Source organism: Staphylococcus sp. GDY8P198P, assembly GCF_017891615.1.
GTDB classification, from domain to species: Bacteria; Bacillota; Bacilli; order Staphylococcales; family Staphylococcaceae; genus Staphylococcus; species Staphylococcus cohnii.
The window spans coordinates 35,425-56,147 of the sequence record NZ_JAESJQ010000006.1 but is presented as its reverse complement, the minus strand read 5'-3'; the positions used below and the strand labels follow the sequence as shown (position 1 = coordinate 56,147).

The 20,723-nt window shown below is 34.5% G+C and carries 13 protein-coding genes and 1 tRNA gene; 5 read left to right on the top strand and 9 right to left on the bottom strand.

Annotated features, from left to right (window positions below; translation table 11 throughout):
- Nucleotides 1–42: 42 nt before the first annotated feature.
- From treP to gltB, 4 genes are all read right to left on the bottom strand, one after another.
- Complete coding sequence (gene treP / locus KA824_RS07175) at nt 43–1,470, bottom strand: PTS system trehalose-specific EIIBC component (protein WP_107383741.1); 1,428 nt, start codon at nt 1,468–1,470, stop codon at nt 43–45.
- A gap of 340 nt (nt 1,471–1,810) precedes the next feature.
- Nucleotides 1,811–1,903 (bottom strand) — tRNA-Ser (locus tag KA824_RS07170).
- 60 nt (nt 1,904–1,963) lie between these two features.
- On the bottom strand, nt 1,964–3,427 hold the full coding sequence (locus tag KA824_RS07165; protein WP_107385687.1) for a glutamate synthase subunit beta: 1,464 nt from the start codon (nt 3,425–3,427) through the stop codon (nt 1,964–1,966).
- A gap of 18 nt (nt 3,428–3,445) precedes the next feature.
- Nucleotides 3,446–7,945, bottom strand: a complete 4,500-nt coding sequence (gene gltB / locus KA824_RS07160; protein WP_107517848.1) for a glutamate synthase large subunit — start codon at nt 7,943–7,945, stop codon at nt 3,446–3,448.
- A gap of 141 nt (nt 7,946–8,086) precedes the next feature.
- On the opposite strand from gltB, the gene gltC reads away from it, so the two are divergent.
- The 3 genes from gltC (at nt 8,087) to KA824_RS07145 (ending at nt 10,953) form a co-directional block, all read left to right on the top strand.
- On the top strand, nt 8,087–8,974 hold the full coding sequence (gene gltC / locus KA824_RS07155) for a glutamate biosynthesis transcriptional regulator GltC (RefSeq protein ID WP_107385686.1): 888 nt from the start codon (nt 8,087–8,089) through the stop codon (nt 8,972–8,974).
- 81 nt (nt 8,975–9,055) lie between these two features.
- Complete coding sequence (locus KA824_RS07150; RefSeq protein WP_107383744.1) at nt 9,056–10,168, top strand: YibE/F family protein; 1,113 nt, start codon at nt 9,056–9,058, stop codon at nt 10,166–10,168.
- A 38-nt stretch (nt 10,169–10,206) separates the two neighbouring features.
- Nucleotides 10,207–10,953: a YibE/F family protein gene (locus KA824_RS07145; RefSeq protein WP_154409622.1), complete on the top strand. Its 747-nt coding sequence runs from the start codon at nt 10,207–10,209 to the stop codon at nt 10,951–10,953.
- 290 nt (nt 10,954–11,243) lie between these two features.
- On the opposite strand, the gene KA824_RS07140 is transcribed toward KA824_RS07145, so the two are convergent.
- Both KA824_RS07140 and KA824_RS07135 read right to left on the bottom strand, forming a co-directional pair.
- Nucleotides 11,244–11,864, bottom strand: a complete 621-nt coding sequence (locus KA824_RS07140; RefSeq protein ID WP_107504961.1) for a hypothetical protein — start codon at nt 11,862–11,864, stop codon at nt 11,244–11,246.
- A gap of 742 nt (nt 11,865–12,606) precedes the next feature.
- Entirely contained in the window at nt 12,607–13,476 is an 870-nt protein-coding gene (locus tag KA824_RS07135) for a GNAT family N-acetyltransferase (protein WP_107505264.1), read from the bottom strand.
- Between the two features lie 167 nt (nt 13,477–13,643).
- Here KA824_RS07135 and KA824_RS07130 point away from each other — a divergent pair, with 167 nt between their 5' ends.
- Nucleotides 13,644–13,913, top strand: coding sequence for a hypothetical protein (locus tag KA824_RS07130; RefSeq protein ID WP_107385683.1), 270 nt, complete (start codon nt 13,644–13,646; stop codon nt 13,911–13,913).
- 123 nt (nt 13,914–14,036) lie between these two features.
- On the opposite strand, the gene KA824_RS07125 is transcribed toward KA824_RS07130, so the two are convergent.
- Together KA824_RS07125 and KA824_RS07120 are read right to left on the bottom strand one after the other, a co-directional pair.
- The gene (locus tag KA824_RS07125; RefSeq protein ID WP_107385682.1) at nt 14,037–15,002 is read right to left on the bottom strand and encodes a LysM peptidoglycan-binding domain-containing protein; all 966 of its coding nucleotides are present in this window, start codon (nt 15,000–15,002) and stop codon (nt 14,037–14,039) included.
- Nucleotides 15,003–15,163: 161 nt separating this feature from the next.
- On the bottom strand, nt 15,164–15,943 hold the full coding sequence (locus KA824_RS07120) for an arylamine N-acetyltransferase family protein (RefSeq protein WP_107383749.1): 780 nt from the start codon (nt 15,941–15,943) through the stop codon (nt 15,164–15,166).
- Between the two features lie 416 nt (nt 15,944–16,359).
- Between KA824_RS07120 and ilvD the strand changes: the two genes are divergently transcribed.
- Nucleotides 16,360–18,060, top strand: coding sequence for a dihydroxy-acid dehydratase (gene ilvD, locus KA824_RS07115; protein WP_107385681.1), 1,701 nt, complete (start codon nt 16,360–16,362; stop codon nt 18,058–18,060).
- A 961-nt stretch (nt 18,061–19,021) separates the two neighbouring features.
- On the opposite strand, the gene lip is transcribed toward ilvD, so the two are convergent.
- A partial coding sequence (gene lip, locus KA824_RS07110) for a YSIRK-targeted triacylglycerol lipase (RefSeq protein ID WP_210133250.1) occupies nt 19,022–20,723 on the bottom strand: 1,702 nt, incomplete at its 5' end.

Here is a 20,723-nt window from a genome sequence, read left to right as displayed (position 1 = left end):
TCAAACTTAGCGAGTTTAGTTGTACTTATCTATTCGAATTAACTATTCTTCTACTATTTCTTTTGCTTCTTCTTTACTGAACTTCGAGAAGATAACAGTTAATATCGCTGGTACTACCATTGCTAGAACGGTACCTATTCCGTAAATTAACCAAAAATCTTTTTTAATAGAAATGATGGCTGGCACACCGCCAACGCCAACATTACCTAAGACACCAATTGCACCTATGATAGCGCCTATAACACCCGAAGTTAAAATCGCTGCAACAAAAGGATATTTCAACGGTAAGTTTACACCAAACAATGCTGGTTCAGTAACCCCTAAGAATCCTGATACACCAGAAGTCATTGCCAAGCCTTGTTCTTTGGCCATTTTGCGTCGTTTATAGACGAACCATGCACCAAATGCAGCTGAACCTTGACAGATATTTGAAATTGCTAAGATTGGCCACAAGTACGTCCCTTCAAGACTGCTTCCCATCAGTTGGAAATCAACCGCTAAGAACATATGGTGTAAGCCTGTAATAACTAGAGGTGCGTAAAAGAAACCATAAATTGCGCCACCTAACCAGCCGATATGTTCAAAGACAAATGTCACACCATTTGTAATCCCTGTTCCTAACCATAAGGCAATTGGACCTATAACGATAAACGCTAAGAAACCAGTGATTAATAAGGCAACTGGACCAACGACTAACATTTTGATTGAATCATGCACATATTTACTTAAGAACTTTTCAATTTGTGCTAATACATATGATGCTAATAAGATTGGTAATACTTGACCTTGATAGTTCAGTTGTTTAATTTCTAAACCAAAGATATGCCATGCTGGAATATTACCTTTCCCAATATCATATTGTGAAGCGAGTTGTGGGTTCATTAAAATTAGACCTAATACCAAACCGAGTATTTGACTCCCACCAAACACACGCATACTACTCCAACCAATTAAAGCTGGCAAGAAAATAAAGGCAGTGTTTGCAATAACATTAATAATATCTGCAAAGTCCCCTAATTGTGGATATTGTGCCACCAATGCTTGCTTCCCAAACAAGTCTTCCATTGTTAATACATTATAAATCCCTAATAGTAAACCAGCAGTTACGATAGCCGGTAAAATTGGTATAAAGATATCTCCCAATAACTTAACCAATCTTTGTATAGGATTCCCTTTTTTAGCTGCCGCTGCTTTCGCATCATCTTTAGAGGCACTTTCAGCCCCGGTTTCCTCAATAAATTGTTTATAAACTTCATCTACAGTACCTGGTCCAATAACAATTTGATATTGATTATCAGCTTTGAATTGTCCCTTAACTAAATCATTGTTACTCAGTCGATCTTTATCGACCTTATCATCATCTTTCAAAACAAGTCGCAAACGCGTCACACAGTGTGTTGCTGTGTCCAAGTTTTCTCTGCCCCCAATAGCTTCGACTATATCTTGAACATCTTTCTTTTTAACAGCCATGATGATTCACTCCCTTAAACTTTAATATTATCCAGATTATAACTTGTATAGACAAGTTTTGTAAAGGCTTTCACTCAGTTTCTTAAAAAAGGTCATCAAGTAGACATTAATTTCCTATCTCTACTTGATGACCTTCTTCAATAAAAATATATATTATTTTGTGTTTGGCGTAATCACAGCAATAAGTTTAATGATAAATGCCACAAACAATAACAAAAACTATGTAAAGCACTCGTCTTTTTTCTATCATTGATCGTAAACAACAAAAAAAGACAAACACTTTATATTAAATAAACGTTTGCCTACTATATTATTTATTAGTCTTGGTATTTAATGATAATGGCGGAGGAAGAGGGATTCGAACCCCCGCGGGCCGTTAAGCCCCTGTCGGTTTTCAAGACCGATCCCTTCAGCCGGACTTGGGTATTCCTCCAAATGAACACAATAATTATAATATTATAGCCCATTAAAAAAGTCAATTATAATTAAAATGTTACACCAATGTTTTTTCAGTTAGGTATTCGTCAACAGCATTAGCGACTGCTCTACCTTCTTGAATTGCCCAAACAACAAGACTTTGACCTCTTCTTGCGTCGCCTGCCGCAAAAATATTTGATTGATTCGTTTTGAAATTTTTGTTATCTGCGACAATTTTATTTCTCTCAGTTTGTATATTAAACGCATGTGGCACAGTGGTTTCAGTACCAATAAATCCTATTGATAACAATACCAAGTCAGCTGGCCAATGACGTTCTGTACCATCGACAACAACCATACCATCCTCTGTTTCTTCAAGTATTTGTGTATAAACACCTGTTACATTACCAATACGATCAACTTCGTAACGCATTGTTTGAACACCATATGCACGTGGTTCAAAACCAAAACGCGCCTCATATTCATTATGAGCATAATCCATTTTGAATACAGGCATGGCTAATGGCCAATACGTATTTTCGTCAAATTCGATAGCTTCAGGTTGTTTTGTGTATTTGTTAAATTGAACGATAGATTTACATTTTTCTCTCAGTGCAGTCGCTACACAGTCTGCACCTGTGTCACCAGCACCAATGACAATTACGTTTTTCCCTTCTGCAGATATTGACGGCTTTTCAATTTCACCATTTAAATACTCGCCCTGTTCTGTTAAGTAATCCATAGCAAAGTGAATACCCATGCCCATTCGACCTTCTAATGGTAAATCACGTGCGTTTTGCGAACCTGTACAAATAATAATGGCATCGAATTGTTCCTCTAAACTTTCTTTACTGACATCTATCCCTATTTCCGTATCAGTGATAAAGGTGATACCAGATTGTTCCATTAGTTTGATTCTACGTCGCACTACGTCTTTATCTAATTTCATATTAGGTATACCATACATTAATAATCCACCTGCTTCATGTGCACGTTCATATACAGTTATGCGATAACCTAATTTGTTTAATTCATCTGCAGCCGTTAAACCAGCTGGGCCGCTTCCTACTATAGCTACTGATGCTGCTTTACGCTCATTGGGAATCGTTGGTTTAACCCAGCCATTTTCAAAAGCTTCATCAATAATAGTACGTTCAATACCTTTAATCGCAACAGATTCTCTATTTATCTTCATCACACACGATTGTTCACACGGAGCCGGACATACACGTCCAGTAAATTCCGGGAAGTTATTCGTTTCATTCAAGCGTTTATATGCCGTTTCGAAGTCTTTTTGGTACACTAAATCATTCCATTCTGGAATATAGTTCCCAATGGGACAACCAATTGTTTCTCTACCATATGGTTCACCTGTTTGACAAAAAGGTGTGCCACAATCCATGCATCTCGCACCTTGTTCCGAGGCTTCTTCTTTTGTAAACCTTTGCTGAAAGGGTGCGTGTCCTTTCAAACGTTCTACTAAAGACAATTCATGCAAAGGTTGTTTATCATAATTCATAAATCCTTTGAATTCTCCCATACTTAGTCCCCCTTCAAATTAATACACAGCCGTTAATTGTTGCGCTGGTTCTAGATGTGTTCTCTTGTCATTAAAAGCATTCAGTAACGCTTCATCTTGCTGGTTAGATTCACGCTTTTGTAATTCAATTTTTTGCATCATCAATTTATAATCTTTCGGAATGACTTTCACTACTTTATTAGCCATTTCTTCAAAATTATCTAATATATTTTTTGCTTTAGTACTATTTGTATAAAGTAAATGGGCTTCTAGCATCTCTCTCACAACATTTTTTTCTGCTGCAACAGTGATTTCGTCGAAGTCTAAACTGTCTAATTGATGTTCTTCTTTAAATTTTTCAATATCAGATGGGAAGATATAAGCAACACCACCACTCATGCCTTGACCAAAGTTCTTTCCGACATCTCCAAGCACAATGACGCGACCGCCTGTCATATACTCAAGACCATGATCACCAATACCTTCAACAACAACTTGTACACCACTATTTCTAATACAGAATCTTTCACCAGCTTTACCATTAATAAAAGCTTTACCATAAGACGCACCATAGAAACAGACATTACCAACTATGATTTCTGATTCTCGCTGTTGCGTCGGTGCCTTCACAATTACTTTACCGCCAGAAAGCCCTTTACCTACATAATCGTTAGCATCACCTGTGTGATGTACTGTTAATCCTTGAGGTATATAAGCAGCTAAACTTTGACCAGCATGACCTACTGTATTGACATTGATACTATCTTCAGGCAAACCTTCAGCACCGTAGATATCAGTAATCATACTACCAGTAATGACGCCCACATCTCGTTGCTCATTTTTCACTACATAATTGCCAGTAAATGACTTCTGTTGTTCAATTGCTACTTGAGCATCAGGTAATAGTTGTGTTAAATCGAATCCTTCATCAAGATGGTGATTTTGCGCTATTTTTTTATATCTTTCACCTTCGTGCTGATATAATAATGCTTCAACATTCATAGATGCAGCTTTAGGTCTTCGTTGAGATAAATTATCTTTTCGTTTTAATAAGTCTGTACGCCCCACCAAATCATCTACAGTGCGCAAACCAAGTTCGGCTAGTATCTCTCTTAATTCCTCAGCAACAAAATGCATAAAATTGACCACATGATCAGCTCTACCATTAAATAGTGCGCGTAAATCTTGATTTTGTGTAGCAATACCTACAGGGCATGTATCTTTATGGCAAACCCGCATCATTACACATCCAAGGACGACTAATGGCGCTGTTGCAAAACCAAATTCTTCCGCTCCTAATGCACATGCATATGCCACATCTTTACCTGTGAGTAATTTGCCGTCTGTTTCTACAATCACTCTCGATCTTAAATTATTCATCATAAGTGTTTGATGTGTCTCCGCTAATCCAATTTCCCAAGGTACACCTGCGTGTTGGATACTTGTTTTGGGAGAAGCACCCGTACCGCCATCATATCCACTAATCACAATTTTATCAGCATAAGCTTTAGCTACACCTGCTGCGATTGTACCGACGCCAGTTTTAGATACAAGCTTCACTGTGATATTTGCGTTTTTATTAGCATTTTTCAAATCATGAATTAATTGTGCTAGGTCTTCAATTGAATAAATATCATGATGTGGTGGTGGAGAAATCAAACCAATACCTGGTGTAGAGCCTCTGACTTCAGCAATCCATGGATAAACTTTAGAACCAGGAAGCTGACCGCCTTCCCCAGGTTTAGCACCCTGTGCTACCTTAATTTGTATTTCTTTAGCATGTTGTAAGTAATGACTCGTCACTCCAAATCTTCCAGAAGCAACTTGTTTGATTGCACTAGAACGATTACGACCTTCGTCATCCACTACAAATCGTTCAGGATTTTCTCCACCTTCACCACTATTACTTTTACCACCCATTTGATTCATTGCTTCAGCAAGTGTTTGATGGGCTTCTTCAGAAATAGAACCATAACTCATTGCACCTGTATTAAAACGTTTTACGATTTCACTCGTTGGTTCTACTTCATTGATATCAATTGAATCTTGGTTTTTAAATTCCATTAAGTGACGAATATGATCTGTACGTTGGTGATTGACTTCATTTGAAAACGTTTTGAACTGTTCATAATCATTTAAACGACACGCATGTTGTAGTAAGTGAATTGACGTCGGGTTAAATGCGTGATGTTGGCCTTGTTTACGCCATTGAAACGTACTACCAGATTCAAGGTACTCGCTCTCAGATGACTGTCTCGCTTTATTTTCTTTATCTATCAAGTTTATATCGATACCAGATAGTTTTGTTTGTGTCCCTGTAAAATACCGGTCAACAACTTCTTGTGACAAACCTACCGCTTCAAAAATTTGAGCCCCTTGGTAGCTTTGAACGGTAGAAATCCCCATTTTAGCCATAACTTTTATGACACCTTCTGATAATGTATCCGTATATGTTTGAACGTTTTCGGCAATATTTCCGTTTAAGCGTCCTTTCTCCACTAAGTTTTCTATTGTATGCTGCGCTAAATATGGTACGACTGCATTAGCACCATACCCTAATAAACACGCTACATGGTGCACCTCTCTCGTTTCACCAGAAAGTGCGATGATACTTGTACGCATGCGCAAACCTTCTCTAATTAATAATTGATGTACATGACTTACCGCAAGCAATATTGGCAATGCATAGCCTTGCGCTTCAACTAGTACTCGATCATCTAATACAATAATTTCATAGCCATCTTTTACGGATTGAATTGCTTGTTCCCCTAAATTGTCTAACGCCGTTTCTAAGTTTTCGTGATATAGCGTTGATAAATGCTTAACTTTGAACCTACTATCGTCAATCGCTTTTAATTGTGCCTCAGTTAACACCGGTCTTTTCAATTGAATTCTATTCAATACATCTTCGTTAGGTTTTAATAAATTACCTTCTGAACCTAAATAAGACAATTCACTTGTCACTATTTTTTCTCTATATGCATCAATCGGTGGATTAGTGACTTGTGCAAAAAGTTGTTTAAAATAATTGAATAACGATTCATCTTTTTCATTTAAAACAGCAATCGGAACATCATACCCCATAGCGCCAATTGGGTCTTTCTTACTTTCAATTAATTCTGTCATATATTTGTCGATTTCTTCATTCGTATAAACAAATTGCTTTTGTAATCTAGCTAAAGTTGCTTCATCCCAATTGGATGGGACCACTTTTACATTGTCTAAATCTAAGTCTACTTTAAATTGATTTAGCCAATTCTCATATGGTAATTCATCAGCGATACGTGATTTTAATTCATTATTATCAACTACTTTTTGCTGTTGAAAATCAACTAATAGTAATTTCCCTGGATTTAGTTGACCTTTAAAAGCAACTTGTTCCTCAGGTACATCTACAACACCCACTTCTGATGAAAAAACAATGTAATTATCTTTAGTGATTGTATAACGTCCTGGTCGCAAGCCATTTCTATCAGTTAGCGCGCCAATTTTTTCTCCATTACAAAATGAAATCATTGTTGGACCATCCCACGGTTCCATCAAGTAACTATAGTATTCATAAAAAGCACGAACGTTACTGTCATTCGCCGTATTATAAAGCCAAGGTTCTGGTATCATTAACATTGCTGCTCTCTCTGGTTCCATAGCTAAAGATAAAAATTCTAAAGCGTTGTCTACAATAGCTGAGTCACTACCGTCTTCATCAATAATTTCCTCTACTTTATGTTTGTCTTCACCAAAAATAGTTTCAATCAAATCATTTTGTCTTGCACGCATCCAATTAACGTTACCCTTAATAGTATTAATCTCTCCATTATGCATTAATAATCTATTAGGGTGTGCGCGCTTCCAGCTCGGAAATGTATTTGTACTAAAACGAGAATGCACGAGTCCTAGCTTTGATATATAGCGTTCATCATTTAAATCTTGAAAGAGCTTCTTAATTTGATCAGAACGCAACCATCCTTTATAGACGATTGTTTTATGAGATAAACTTGTGAAATATAAATCTACTTGCTGCTTTTTAGCATATAATTCAATTTGTTTACGTGCTAAAAATAACGCTTTTTCTATGTGAACATCATCATTTAATGCGATGAATACTTGTTGTATATATGGCATCGTTTGGGCTACATGTTCGGCAATGGCATTGACATCTACTGGCACATCTCTATAACCAATAACATTTAATCCTTCGCTTTCAAAATAACGATTGAACGTTGCTTCATGCTCTGAATTTTTTATCTTCACGTTCGAAAAAAACATACCTACTGCATAATGACCCTCTTTCGGTAATTCAAAATCTGTTTGTTTAGAAAAATAATCAAAAGGAATTTCTGTCATAATACCGGCACCATCACCTGTCATGCCATCTGCACCAATTCCTCCACGGTGATCTAACCTACGTAGCATTTCCAGTGATTTTTCAACGATATCGTGTGATCTCCCATTATTCATATTGGCATAAAATCCAATACCACATGCATCATGCTCTTCACGACTATCATATAATCCTAATTGCTTACCATATTCGAACATAACCCTCACCTCTTTTTCGAAAATTCTGAATATTAAATAAGTATAGTAAACTATATAGTAATACATTAATCTATTCAATATATAAAATAGATGATATTATTCTAATAATTCGAATAATATTAATATGTTGGGAATGATCATATGGAAATTAAACAATTGAAATATTTTATAGAAGTTGCAAAAAGAGAACATTTATCAGACGCTGCTCTAGAACTTAACATTGCTCAATCTGCTATAAGTAGGCAAATCACACTATTGGAAAAGGAATTACAAGTGACGTTGTTTAACAGAGAAGGGCGCAACATACACATTACTGAAGAAGGGCAACAATTATTTTCTGAAGCAACAAAGATTATCGAACAGCTTGATAACACAGTACGTTTATTTCATAACCAATCTGAAACAGAGCATTATATTATACGTGTTGGTTATGTTGAAAGTTATATAACACAGGCACTTACATTATTAATGCAATCCTTTGAAAACGAAAGCACATCCATCATTCAACCCATTTTAATGGAAGAAGAAGACATTTTTTCAGCTTTGCTCACAGATAAAATTGATATTGCTTTCACTGCTATGTCAGATGAACTCAAACAGCACCGTTCTTTAAAGGTAAGCCCTTTATTTGAAGAAACATTCCATGTCTATGCACCTAAAGATGATCCGATCACAATGGCTACGAATCCACCTTTAGTACAATTTTCGAATAAATCTATTTACGAATTATATCCATTACCAACCAAGATTAGACAAACATTAGTAAAAACAACCAAAACACCTATACAAACGATTACACATCCTCAACTGGCTGAATATATCTTAAGCAAAGGGCGTGGCTACATCGTCACACCTTCTTATCATTTGCTTTCAAAAAATCCGCAAAAATGGCGAGAAGTATCATTAGAACATACAGCATTGAAAAGAACCATTTGCCAAGTTGTTCGGCTAGACAATCGAAAACATGATTTACAATTTTTATTAGAAATTATCGATAAATTATTAAGTAGAAGCACGACTTATCATTAATCACATGCATAAAACTTTTGAATTCAAATCGCTAGGAGCGTATAATCGCATTGTCTATATAGGGAGGACTGAAACAAAACAATGCCTTTTAAAACGTTATTTAAACGCCCTTTTGATTGGGTCATCTTGATATTTATCATCTTATTTGTGGCTGTATTTATTTTCACATTTTTCAATGCCAGATTTTACGATACACCAATCGGCCAAATTACAAAGATCGAAAATAAATCTACATCACACATTACAGATGATAACCATAATAAAGATACTAAATACAATCAAACCCTAACACTTAAAATTTTGAACGGAAAATTCGAGGGACAAACGACGAAGATTCCTCATCATTACATAGCATCACAAGCTGATAGTGAAGCATTCTCAAAACATAACAAAGTTTTGTTACACATCGGCAAACATCTAGATGATGCTTATATCATAGAAAAGAAGCGAGATAGCCTCGTCGTTATGATAACTGGAATATTTTTATTAACTGTTTTACTAGTAGGACGTAAAATCGGTTTACAATCGATTCTTTCTTTAGTTTTCAATACAATCGTTGTGCTTTTAGCTATCTATTTACATAATAAATTTCCTGATTTAAATTTATTTGCACTTATGAGTATCGGCGTCATTTTTACTACGGTATTTACTTTGCTCTTAGTTACCGGTTGGCGATGGCGAACGTCAATTACGATAGCAAGCACACTATTAGGCACTTTTATTTGTGTTGGCGCCACCCAATTAGTGATTACGTTAACAGACGGTGCGGGCTTAAAATTTGAAACAATGAGTTTCTTAACTTTGCCTCCTAAGGATGTTTTCCTTGCTTCTGTTATGATTGGAACACTTGGTGCTGTCATGGATGTAGCTATCACAATAGCAAGTGGTATGGCAGAAATATTGCGCAGAACACCTAATATAAGTATGACTCGATGGGCGCTCGCAGGGCGTCATATTGGTCAAGATATTATGGGGACAATGACGAACATCTTATTATTTTCATATTTATCTGGTAGTCTTCCGATGTTTCTTATTTACCTTAAAAATGCAAATACAGTAACCTATACCATTTCCATGAATTGGTCATTAGAAATTTCCCGGGCAATTACTGGTGGTATTGGTATTGTTTTAACGATTCCAATCACTATTTTATTAATGCAATTATGGTTTAAAATGCGAGGTGTTAATCAGTGAGCGTCATAACAATCTTAGGTCTTCTACTTTTCCTATTAATGGCCATTTTTGGAGGAAAAAAAGGTATCATCTCATATTTAACACTGTTTTTGAATTTTGTCATATTATTAATCACTGTCATTATAATTATGCTCGGCGCACCTATTTATCTCGTAACACTTATATTTTGTATCGTTATTGCAGCATGTAATTTATTTGTTTTAAATAGTTACAATACAAAAACAAAAGCAGCATTCTGTGCAACGGTCATTACTACTTTGTGCTTGATTATTGGTATTTATTTATCAGTATCCATCGGACATTTACAAGGTTTCACAACCGAACAACAAGATGAAACGTATATTTTTTCTATGAATATCGGCATTGATATGGTGAAATTCATGGTGTTTACAGTAGTACTTGCAGTCATAGCTGCGGTTATTGATTTAGCAATCACAATCAGTTCACCAATGTATGAGTTATACGAAACCAATTCGAACTTAACAAGCAAAGCATTATTTCAATCTGGCATGCGTGTAGGACGTGAAATTTTAGCTACTTCGGCAAACACAATTTATCTAGCCTATTTCGGAGGACAATTGACATTATTCTTTTGGTTTTTTAGGTTGAATTATTCTTTTGGACATATCATCAATTCTAAAATCTTTGCACAAGAATTTATATCTATCCTGCTAGGAGGCATCGCTGTTGCCATTAGCATCCCGATTACTGCATGGATAACAGCACTATTAATTAAACATCAAAAAGAGCGTCACTCAAAACACACGCATCAATCTTCACATTAAAAAATCAAAGTCCCACATCTCAATTTATTGAGATAGTGGGACTTATGCATGAGCTACTGCTCAGGTAACCATTTTACATTTTTACAATCTTTGTCAGGACGGGACGACGAAATCTTGTTAATAAAATTAGATTTCTGTCCTACTCTCTTTGTGAATCTGTATGATTATATGATGCATACATACCTAATTTTTAATCAAAATTTTTAACATCTCACAATAACAGAAATATGATTCGCTATTTTAAGAGAGTGTTCAAAATTTCCAAACGTTTTTCAACTAAGCTAAATCATTTAAAGTTCTTTCAGTTTTTCATTTAATAATTGCATTTTACGTTCTCGTAACTTTGTATAATATGCGATATCCTCTGCTCGCGTTTCTAGTGGAAATATATAGTAAACATCTTGATAAAAATCAATATTAGCTTTCGTGCGCCTACCCTCCAACACGATTCTCGAACTACTAGGTTGTGCTAAGGATAATTTGTATTTAGGCATCACACTATGATACACATTTACGATTTCCCCATCTTTAATTAAATCTGAGGTATTTATAAATTTAATCTCTATATGGTTTTCATTCGCTAAACTTCTCGTTAATAGCGCTAACATTATGTCACAAAACATAATCGTCATAATACCTTTATTTTCGAAAGGAGGTGCAACTTCTAATCTTTCAATACACACCTTTTCAGTTTCACCAAAATGATCAAATCTAGATTTAAATGTATGGTGATCTTCATTTTCATATCTAGTAATAACACTTGTTGAAACATAGTCTAATGATGTACCTCTCAAATAATAATAACATTCCCCAAAATCTACTAATCTTTGATATGTAAAAGGTTTTATTTCCTCATAAAAACTTTTACAAATAATATTAAACGGACTCATACTGTTACGCTTTGTAAGCATGGAATAACCTCCTATTAAATTGTTATTCATCATAATATTTAGCTATCGCAATTGTTGCTTCCGACACACATAGAAAAACACCCCACATCAAATGTGAAGTGCCAAAGCTGATATTTATTTTTCAACTTAAGATTAATGATTATTAAAAATGAAATAATTCTACTATTTATGGCATGCTAAAGTTTCAAAAATTAAACTTTTACAAAGTATCATCCAAACTCATTACAGCAGATAACATTAATAAAATACTTTCAACCATAATATCTATTAAGCTCTACGTACAATCTCATATGCGAAGTACCTGCAAAAGCCATTCTTAACGATTCAAAAATTATTTTCATAAACCAAACTGCACATCAATGGTTCAAATAAAAATTTTCTATCCTCATTGCCTATTCAATCCAATCAATGCATCAACAACTCAGTTTAATAACTTATACATTCAAAATAATCATATCCTTAATTTTTTTATTATTTATATATTTAACATTTAATATCCAACCATAACAGATTTTCATATTTAAACAAACATAATTGATTCATTTGAATTTAAATAATTCTAATATATTTTTGATTTTCTTTTAAAATCATAGACTTTCATTATATTTATTTTATTTATGCTTATATGTATTTTCAGCTGATACTTCTATTGCACAACCACTTTCATCAAGTTCACTTCACGCAAAAAAAGCGCCATTAAAGCTAACAAACTTTGTTAGCTTTAACGACGCAATCATTGATTTCAACAACTTTGCTTCATTATGTATACAGGTTTATTTTCTAATAACGTTTCGCCTACAATTTCATAATCACTTTGACTATAAAGTTTCATTGCCAAATGGTTGTCTGTATTTACCGCTAAATAAATTTCATTGATTGTGGGATAATACTGTTTGACATATTGAGGTAAAATACACATCACTTTTTTACCATAACCGAAGCCTCTATAGTGACTATCTACACTAAAGGATCTGAAAAATATTGCGTTTGCATTTGCAGAATAAGGTTTGACTCCTTCACCTTCATGTAACGTAAAAAAGCCAACACACTGCCCCTTGCCATCATACACTAATGTAGGGTGACGTTCTTGATCTCGATTGGCCAAATCAATATTTTCTAAAGGGGTTTTGGTGAATTTCCGGTCTTCTGTCGACAGCGTAAAATTCACTAAATCAGCATATAACGATGCGTGATACGGGCTTAATTTCACTGGTTTAGATGACTCACTTTGTTGTTTAGCATATTTAATCCATGTAAGCACAGCGGGCGCAATTTTTTCCGTTTCATTTTTTGTGATCCATTTTATATCAGTAATTTCTTGTGCTGGTTTAACCGATGACCAATCAATATCTAAAGATGTTGAAAAACAATTCAACTCCGTCTTAGTATTTTTTTGAGGATAAGCATCTCCAACAACAGTACCTAAATATTTAAAAGTTTGTTCCGAAATATCCAACTGTAATTCTTCTTGTAATTCTCTTCGCAAAGCTTGTTTTAGAGACTCTCCTTGATCTATTTTTCCACCAGGAAAATAGTATTTTTTTCTGTTTCTAGCCTGCACCAATAATAATTTGTCGTCTAATTCAACTACCAAGCATACACATCTAATCATAACTATCATCTCCACTCCCCAAAGCAAACTATTTTTATACTTTCAACGCTTATGTTATCATAATCCATCCCTTGAACACATTTTGTTTTTTTCTCTCTCACAATAGAGTTTAATCTAATTAATGTTATAATAATAAAGCGGATTTTATAAAATGGAGGATTTCATTCATGGCTAAAAAAACAAAAATTAATCGCATTTCAAATACAATTAACTTCATAGGCATTGCCATAGAAGGTTTTAATTGGTATGCATATCAATCAAAAAATAAAAAATTACTTTACACAAGTATGGCTATTACAAGTGTAGGTGCAGTCTTAGATTTCTATACTGCCTTAAAATCACCAAAAAAGTTTGCTAAAATATTTTCAACATTCACTTTGGCAAGTACGTTATTCTCAACTGCCAAGCGTATAAAATCATTACGTCAGGAACCATAAACATGAAACGTCTAGCAACGAGCTATAAAATTTCATAAAAGCAAAATAAACGTCAATTTCTATATGATTTAATAGAAATTGACGTTTATGCGTTAGTCAAAGATATTTTTGCCTTAGGCACGCTTAATGGATATATTTATATGAACTCACTTGCGATGCTGGAATCGTTCTATATGTCGCGATTCCAGGCGAAGCACTGTAGTTCATTTCAGAAACAGTAATGCTACCATTTGAATTGACAGACTCCACAAATGCTACGTGTCCATAATATCCAAGATCACTTTGTAAGATTGACCCTACAGTAGCTCTATGATCTACTGTGTATCCATCTCCTGGTGCGGCATTGTCCCAATTATTAGCATTCCACCAATAAGTACTAATACCTTTCCCAATTTGAGCACGCTTATTAAAGACATGCCATGTACACTGACCCCAGTCATACAAATTTGAATGGTTAAATACTGGCGTTTTATAACCAGTTGAACCTGTTGAACCTGTTGAGCCACCTGATGATGCTGAACCAGATACTTTTAATTTTTGCCCTGGATAAATATTGAAATTTTTAAGACCATTCAAGCTCATGATTTTTTGATATGTCGTCCCATATTTAGCAGCAATCGCAGATAATGAATCGCCTGATTTCACTGTATATGTTGTCGTTTTACCAGATGTAGTTGAACCACCTGTTGAAGTTGAGCCAGATACTTTTAATTTCTGTCCTGGATAAATTGTAAAATTAGAGAGTCCATTTAAACTCATAATTTTTTGGTATGTCGTCCCATGCTTAGCTGCAATTGATGACAATGAATCACCCGATTTCACTGTATACGTTGTCGCACTTGAGCTGCTTGTTGAAGTTCTTGAACTTGTAGTCCCTGATACTTTCAATGTTTGATTTGGAAAAATCACATTCGATGTTAAATTGTTTAATGATTTCAATTTTGCTATTGAAATATTATATTTATTCGCTATTGACCAAAGAGAATCGCCACTTTTGACTTTGTAAGTTGTAGCTGCATCTGCATTTGCAGAATTAATAGCTGCTAGCGCACTTGTCCCAATTACAGTTGCTATTATTTTTTTATGCACTTATGTAAACCTCCCAATATAAATCCGATACATTTCGTTTCCATCACGTTTACTATTATACAATTTAATTTAATACTTTTGTATATAATTTATATGACATTATTATTACAAAGTAAACCTTTTGTTATTTCAATGAAACATAACGTTGAATACTGTATATTTCAGTCAAAAGTTTTTATATTTATATCTTTAATACCAAAATAGCGATGCAAAAAATATTTATAGTTTTCAGATGTTATATTTTTCTTTTCTTTTTGACCATGATCAGTAATTGTTAAATGATTGTTCGACATCGTTACTCTACCGAAAGTCGTTGCTTTACTAATTAAAAGTTGTTGAACAAAAATGGATGCTTCATTATTTTGATTAAACGCTATGCCTTGTTCAAAATCTGACAACACCTTAGGTTCATCCCTATATTGATATTGCGTCTGCCATTTATGATCAACTTTCTTCTTCATTTCAAATGTATTGTCACTTATTTTACTTACTTTAAACTCACCGTTTACATCATAAACAATTTCCTCATCATGTGTGATTGGCATGGCTGCTTTAGGTATATCCGCATAACCGACATCAACTAAGTATTTTTTCTGATTTAATGTAACGATTAATGCCATATGCGACCCTTCCATGGCCCAACCTGAGCCATTATAAATTGTCGCAGATACCATATACACGTTATACCCTTTACTTGTTAAATATGCGCAAAACAATCTGTTTTGTTCATAACAATAGCCCCCTCTATGTTCGTTTACAATTTTATCTATCATTGATGGATTATCTAAAGCAATAGGTTGTCCATTCTGCACATTAATATTTTCAAATGGAACGTTCAATACATACTTTTCAATATAATAGTTCAATGTTTCTAAATGATTGTCATGATATGTATGTGTATCTATCGCTAAATAATTTTCTAATATTTCAAAATCAGTCATATAACTCCTCCATTTCTCTATAGCTGTAAAATAAGTCCTATACGCATCACGATGCATTAGCGCAATTGTCAGTGACAACTTATAACTGATCAACCTCGTTCATTCACTTTAAACAATAAAAATATAACTATTTTAAGTTATGCAAGAATTTCTTAAACATGTTCTGTTAATTTATATGATAAAGGGTAATAATGATTATAGACAATCTTTTGATATTGACATCAATTAAATAAATAGATATTGTGTATACCTATACATTTGTATAGCTAATTTACTATATTTCAAAAGTATCGAAGTCACTTTACGATTCAGTGAAATGTACGAACACTTAGGTGTCATGACATCAGGTACTTATTATTTTAAAATTTTCAGATTATTCTTAATATAATGTGATTTTTTATTTTGGAGGGGATTATTTGAGCAAGGAACAGTCGCAAAATCAAAAACCAAACGATTTACGAATCCGCAGCAAAGTGATTAGTGAAGGTGTAAGCCGTACACCTAACCGATCTTATTTACGTGCACTTGGTTTTGAAGACGAAGATTTTGAAAAACCTATGATTGGCGTTGCTAGTACATGGAGTGAAGTTACACCATGTAATATGCACATCGACGGTCTCGCTCGTGCATCTAAACGCGGTATAAGCGAAGCTGGAGGTTCACCATTGATTTTTAATACGATTACAGTTTCAGATGGTATTTCCATGGGCACTGACGGTATGCGCTTCTCACTACCAAGCCGTGAAATCATTGCTGATTCAATTGAGTCCGTAGTCAGTGCTGAAAATTTAGATGGTGTTGTAGCAATCGGTGGCTGTGACAAAAACATGCCAGGTTGTATGATTGGTATCGCTCGTCTTAATTTACCAGCTGTCTTTGTATATGGCGGGACTATATTACCTGGGAAATTGAATGGCAAAGATTTGGATGCTGTATCTGCTTTTGAAGGTGTTGGACAATACAACAATGGAGAAATAGATAAAGAAGCATTACATAAAGTAGAGTGCTCTGCTTGCCCCGGTGCCGGAGCTTGTGGTGGGATGTTTACTGCTAATACAATGTCCTCTGCTATTGAAGCTATGGGAATGAGTTTGCCTGGAAGCGCTTCCCACCCAGCTGTATCAACAAACAAATCAAAAGATAGTCGCGCAGCGGGCAAAGCTGTTTATCATTTATTAGAGCAAGGTATATATCCTAAAGATATCATGACCAAAGAAGCATTTGAAAATGCGATTACTGTTGTCATGGCGTTAGGCGGCTCTACAAATGCAATCTTACATTTACTAGCTATTGCGCATACAATTGATGTAGATTTAACACTTGATGATTTTGAAAAAATACGTAAACGCGTACCGCATATTGCAGATTTAAGACCTAGCGGCAAATACGTAATGGCACATCTTGATGAAGTCGGTGGCGTGCCAGGCGTAATGAAACTATTACATGAAAAAGGATTAATCCATGGTGACTGTTTAACAGTTACTGGTAAAACCGTTGCAGAAAACTTAGCTCAACAACCAAGTCTTTCTGATGATAAAACAATCATTAATTTTGATCAGCCTAAACATCCTACAGGTCCACTTGTTATTTTAAAAGGTAATCTAGCACCTGAGGGCGCAGTAGCAAAAATTTCAGGCTTAAGTGTTACTTATATTAAAGGACCTGCGAAAGTTTTTGATTCAGAACCTGCAGCGACAAAAGCAATACTCAATGACGATATTCAACCTGGAGATGTCGTGGTGATTCGCTATGCTGGACCAAAAGGAGCGCCTGGTATGCCAGAAATGCTATCAGCTTCTTCTATTTTGGTAGGAAAAGGATTAGGTGAATCTGTTGCATTGTTAACAGATGGACGTTTTTCAGGTGGTTCACATGGTCTAGTAGTAGGTCATGCCGCTCCAGAATCTCAAGCAGGTGGACCAATGGCATTACTTCAAGAAGACGACATCATTACTATTGATGCTGAAAATTTAGAAATTAGTTTTGATATTTCTGATGAAGAGTTAGAACGTCGTCGTAATGCATGGCAAGCCCCGCCATTAAAAGAAACACGTGGTACATTAGCAAAATATGCCAAACTCGTATCATCTGCTTCAAAAGGCGCAATCACTGACTAATGAGTAACATTCGTTTAAGTTGTTTAATATAAAATCTATTTGAATTCATTCACTTTGCCACTTTTATACAACTATTTAGATTTTTAAAATTTACCAGTCTCAAACAAATTTTATGGAGTAATACTTTAAAATATGTGTATCTATAACAACAATAGCTTTAATTAATGAATAAACGTCAGTTTCTATAGAATTTTATAGAAATTGACGTTTGCTTTGTTTCTACGGAAATTTTGTATTAATGAAACTGTTACTTTTCTTTGAAAGCAAAATTCTATAATTTAAATGATTATGTAACCACTTTTCATACACTTTTGAATGCGCTATTGTTATATTTTTTTATTAATTTCCATTTTGGAATAATTTATTACTATTTAGGGAATTTTAAACAAAATTTAGCACAATTCTTTTATAGTGAAGTTAACAAATTAAAGCGAGGTGAAGGACATGGACTTTATCATTGATATCATCAAAAAAATCGTTGGTTTATTCACAGGCAAATAATTTCTAACCTCTTTAAAGAGACTGATACAACATGTATCAGTCTCTTTTTGACATACAACATAATCAATAGCTGCACATTACGATTCATTGATATTATTCCCATCCAAATTTAGCATCTTGTTTCACTTTCTTCGCCTTTTCAATCATATCATTCACATTTCATCCTTCTTCGTTAGACAAATATTGTTTTCAAGAAAATAGAACACACTGCATTTTACTCAACTAAAAATGAGCGAAGATAAAATCAAAGTGTAACTTTTGATTAATTATCCTCGCTCTGAATTGGCTTAAACCATACTCAGTATATATTAATAGTTAAACGTTATTGTCTTGTTTATCAATTTCTGATTACTTACGAAAATAAAGTTTTCAATATATTGAATAATGAACCTACTAAATCAAAAAAGTCTCCACTCATCATTTTCCCTCACCTTCATAAAATATAATCGTAGCGTTTTAACTATGCTTCAGCACTTTCAGTTCTTACTAAATCCGAGGCAATGCCTTCATAAAATTGGCTTAACTCTGCTTGTGAACGCTTCGTATCATTACTATCTTGGCCAACAAAATCTGCATGATCCCAATCGTGCATAATTGGTGTTACTTGCCAAACACCTTTTTGAACCTGATTCGATGCTGCTACATATGCTTGATTAAATGGATGTAATGCTGAAATTGTTGAAACAAGTCCATCATTGACACGCCACTCTTTTTCCGGAGCTTTTCCAATCACATTACCTGTTATTCCCATAGGTAAATACATGTTAATATCTGATTTTTGTCTACCAAATAAACCATCTCTTGTAGATTCTCCAGTATATGTTTTATAAACTATATTTGGATTTAACGATGTTTTTTTATTTAATTCAGTTGCGCCTGCTCTTGTTAAATCGTAAAATCCATTATCATCTGTCGTCCATAATTTACTATCTTTCAATCGTTCAACATATTGATTATATGTTTCATCGTCTTTTTGTTTTAAACCCCATTGCTCCAAGCCAAAGCTAACTTTAGAATTTTTATTACCTTTTAGTTTCGCATAATCAAATGCAACTTGTCTGATAAGCGTTTCATTACCTAGTTGATCAGCTGCATGTGTACCATTATGAGGTGTTGCTAAGGTAGTAATTGAACTAATCATATTATCGTTATTACCTTGAAATACTGGAGATATATCGCCACCATGTTGTTTTTGATATTCTATTTCTTCTGGATCACCATTACGTAAATATTCTTCTAGTTGTCTAATGGTTTGTCCACCCATGCTATGACCAACTAAATGAACTTTTTGACCTGGTTGCCAATCTTTATATACACCTTCATATGTCTTACCATAACGGTCATGTCCATATTTTTCAGCATGTGCAGCACCGTAATCTACTGTGCCGCCTTTAATGTAATAATATAATTCAACTGCTCTATCATGATTACTACTTAATGCACCAATACTTGCTTCATATGCATTGTAACCCTTTTGTTCTAAGTCTTGTTGAATATTTAATTTGTCTCCACCCCAATAATGAGGTAAAACAGATGGTTTAATATCATCTGTAAAACCATTAAAACCATGCACTAAGATAATGGGATCTTGGTTTTTATATTGACTTTGTTTCGCTTTTTTTGTAGGTTGTGTTTGAGTTTTCTCAACGTTCTGTTGATTCACTTTATTATTTGTTGTAGCAACAGCATTTTTCTTAAGTAAAGCTAAACTTTTATCTTGATCGTTGTTCTTTTGATTGCTTTGACGATCTTCATTAACTAAATCATCATTTTTCAATTGTCCAAATTCAACATCATTTTGAACTTCTGATTGCGATGAATCTGCATTTACTTTCATCTCTTTTGCTTTATCTTGCTCATTGTATTCCGGATCTACTTCTTCTGATGTCTCATTTTTCGCTTTGTCTTGCTCGTTGTATTCTGGATCTACTTCTTTTGATGTCTCATTTTTCGCTTTATCTTGTTCATTGTATTCCGGATCTACTTCTTCTGATGTCTCATTTTTCGCTTTGTCTTGCTCGTTGTATTCTGGATCTACTTCTTTTGATGTCTCATTTTTCGCTTTATCTTGTTCATTGTATTCTGGATCTACTTCTTCTGATGTTTCATCCTTTGTTTTGTCTTGCTCATTGTATTCTGGGTCTACTTCTTCTGATGTCTCA

Coding starts and splice junctions, on each gene's coding strand:
- KA824_RS07150 (WP_107383744.1), top strand. CDS start 9,056: ATGCCTTTTAAAACGTTATTTAAACGCCCTTTTGATTGGGTCATCTTG.
- KA824_RS07140 (WP_107504961.1), bottom strand. CDS start 11,864: ATGCTTACAAAGCGTAACAGTATGAGTCCGTTTAATATTATTTGTAAA.
- KA824_RS07120 (WP_107383749.1), bottom strand. CDS start 15,943: ATGACTGATTTTGAAATATTAGAAAATTATTTAGCGATAGATACACAT.
- KA824_RS07135 (WP_107505264.1), bottom strand. CDS start 13,476: ATGATTAGATGTGTATGCTTGGTAGTTGAATTAGACGACAAATTATTA.
- KA824_RS07145 (WP_154409622.1), top strand. CDS start 10,207: ATGGCCATTTTTGGAGGAAAAAAAGGTATCATCTCATATTTAACACTG.
- gltB (WP_107517848.1), bottom strand. CDS start 7,945: ATGTTCGAATATGGTAAGCAATTAGGATTATATGATAGTCGTGAAGAG.
- gltC (WP_107385686.1), top strand. CDS start 8,087: ATGGAAATTAAACAATTGAAATATTTTATAGAAGTTGCAAAAAGAGAA.
- KA824_RS07165 (WP_107385687.1), bottom strand. CDS start 3,427: ATGGGAGAATTCAAAGGATTTATGAATTATGATAAACAACCTTTGCAT.
- treP (WP_107383741.1), bottom strand. CDS start 1,470: ATGGCTGTTAAAAAGAAAGATGTTCAAGATATAGTCGAAGCTATTGGG.
- KA824_RS07130 (WP_107385683.1), top strand. CDS start 13,644: ATGGCTAAAAAAACAAAAATTAATCGCATTTCAAATACAATTAACTTC.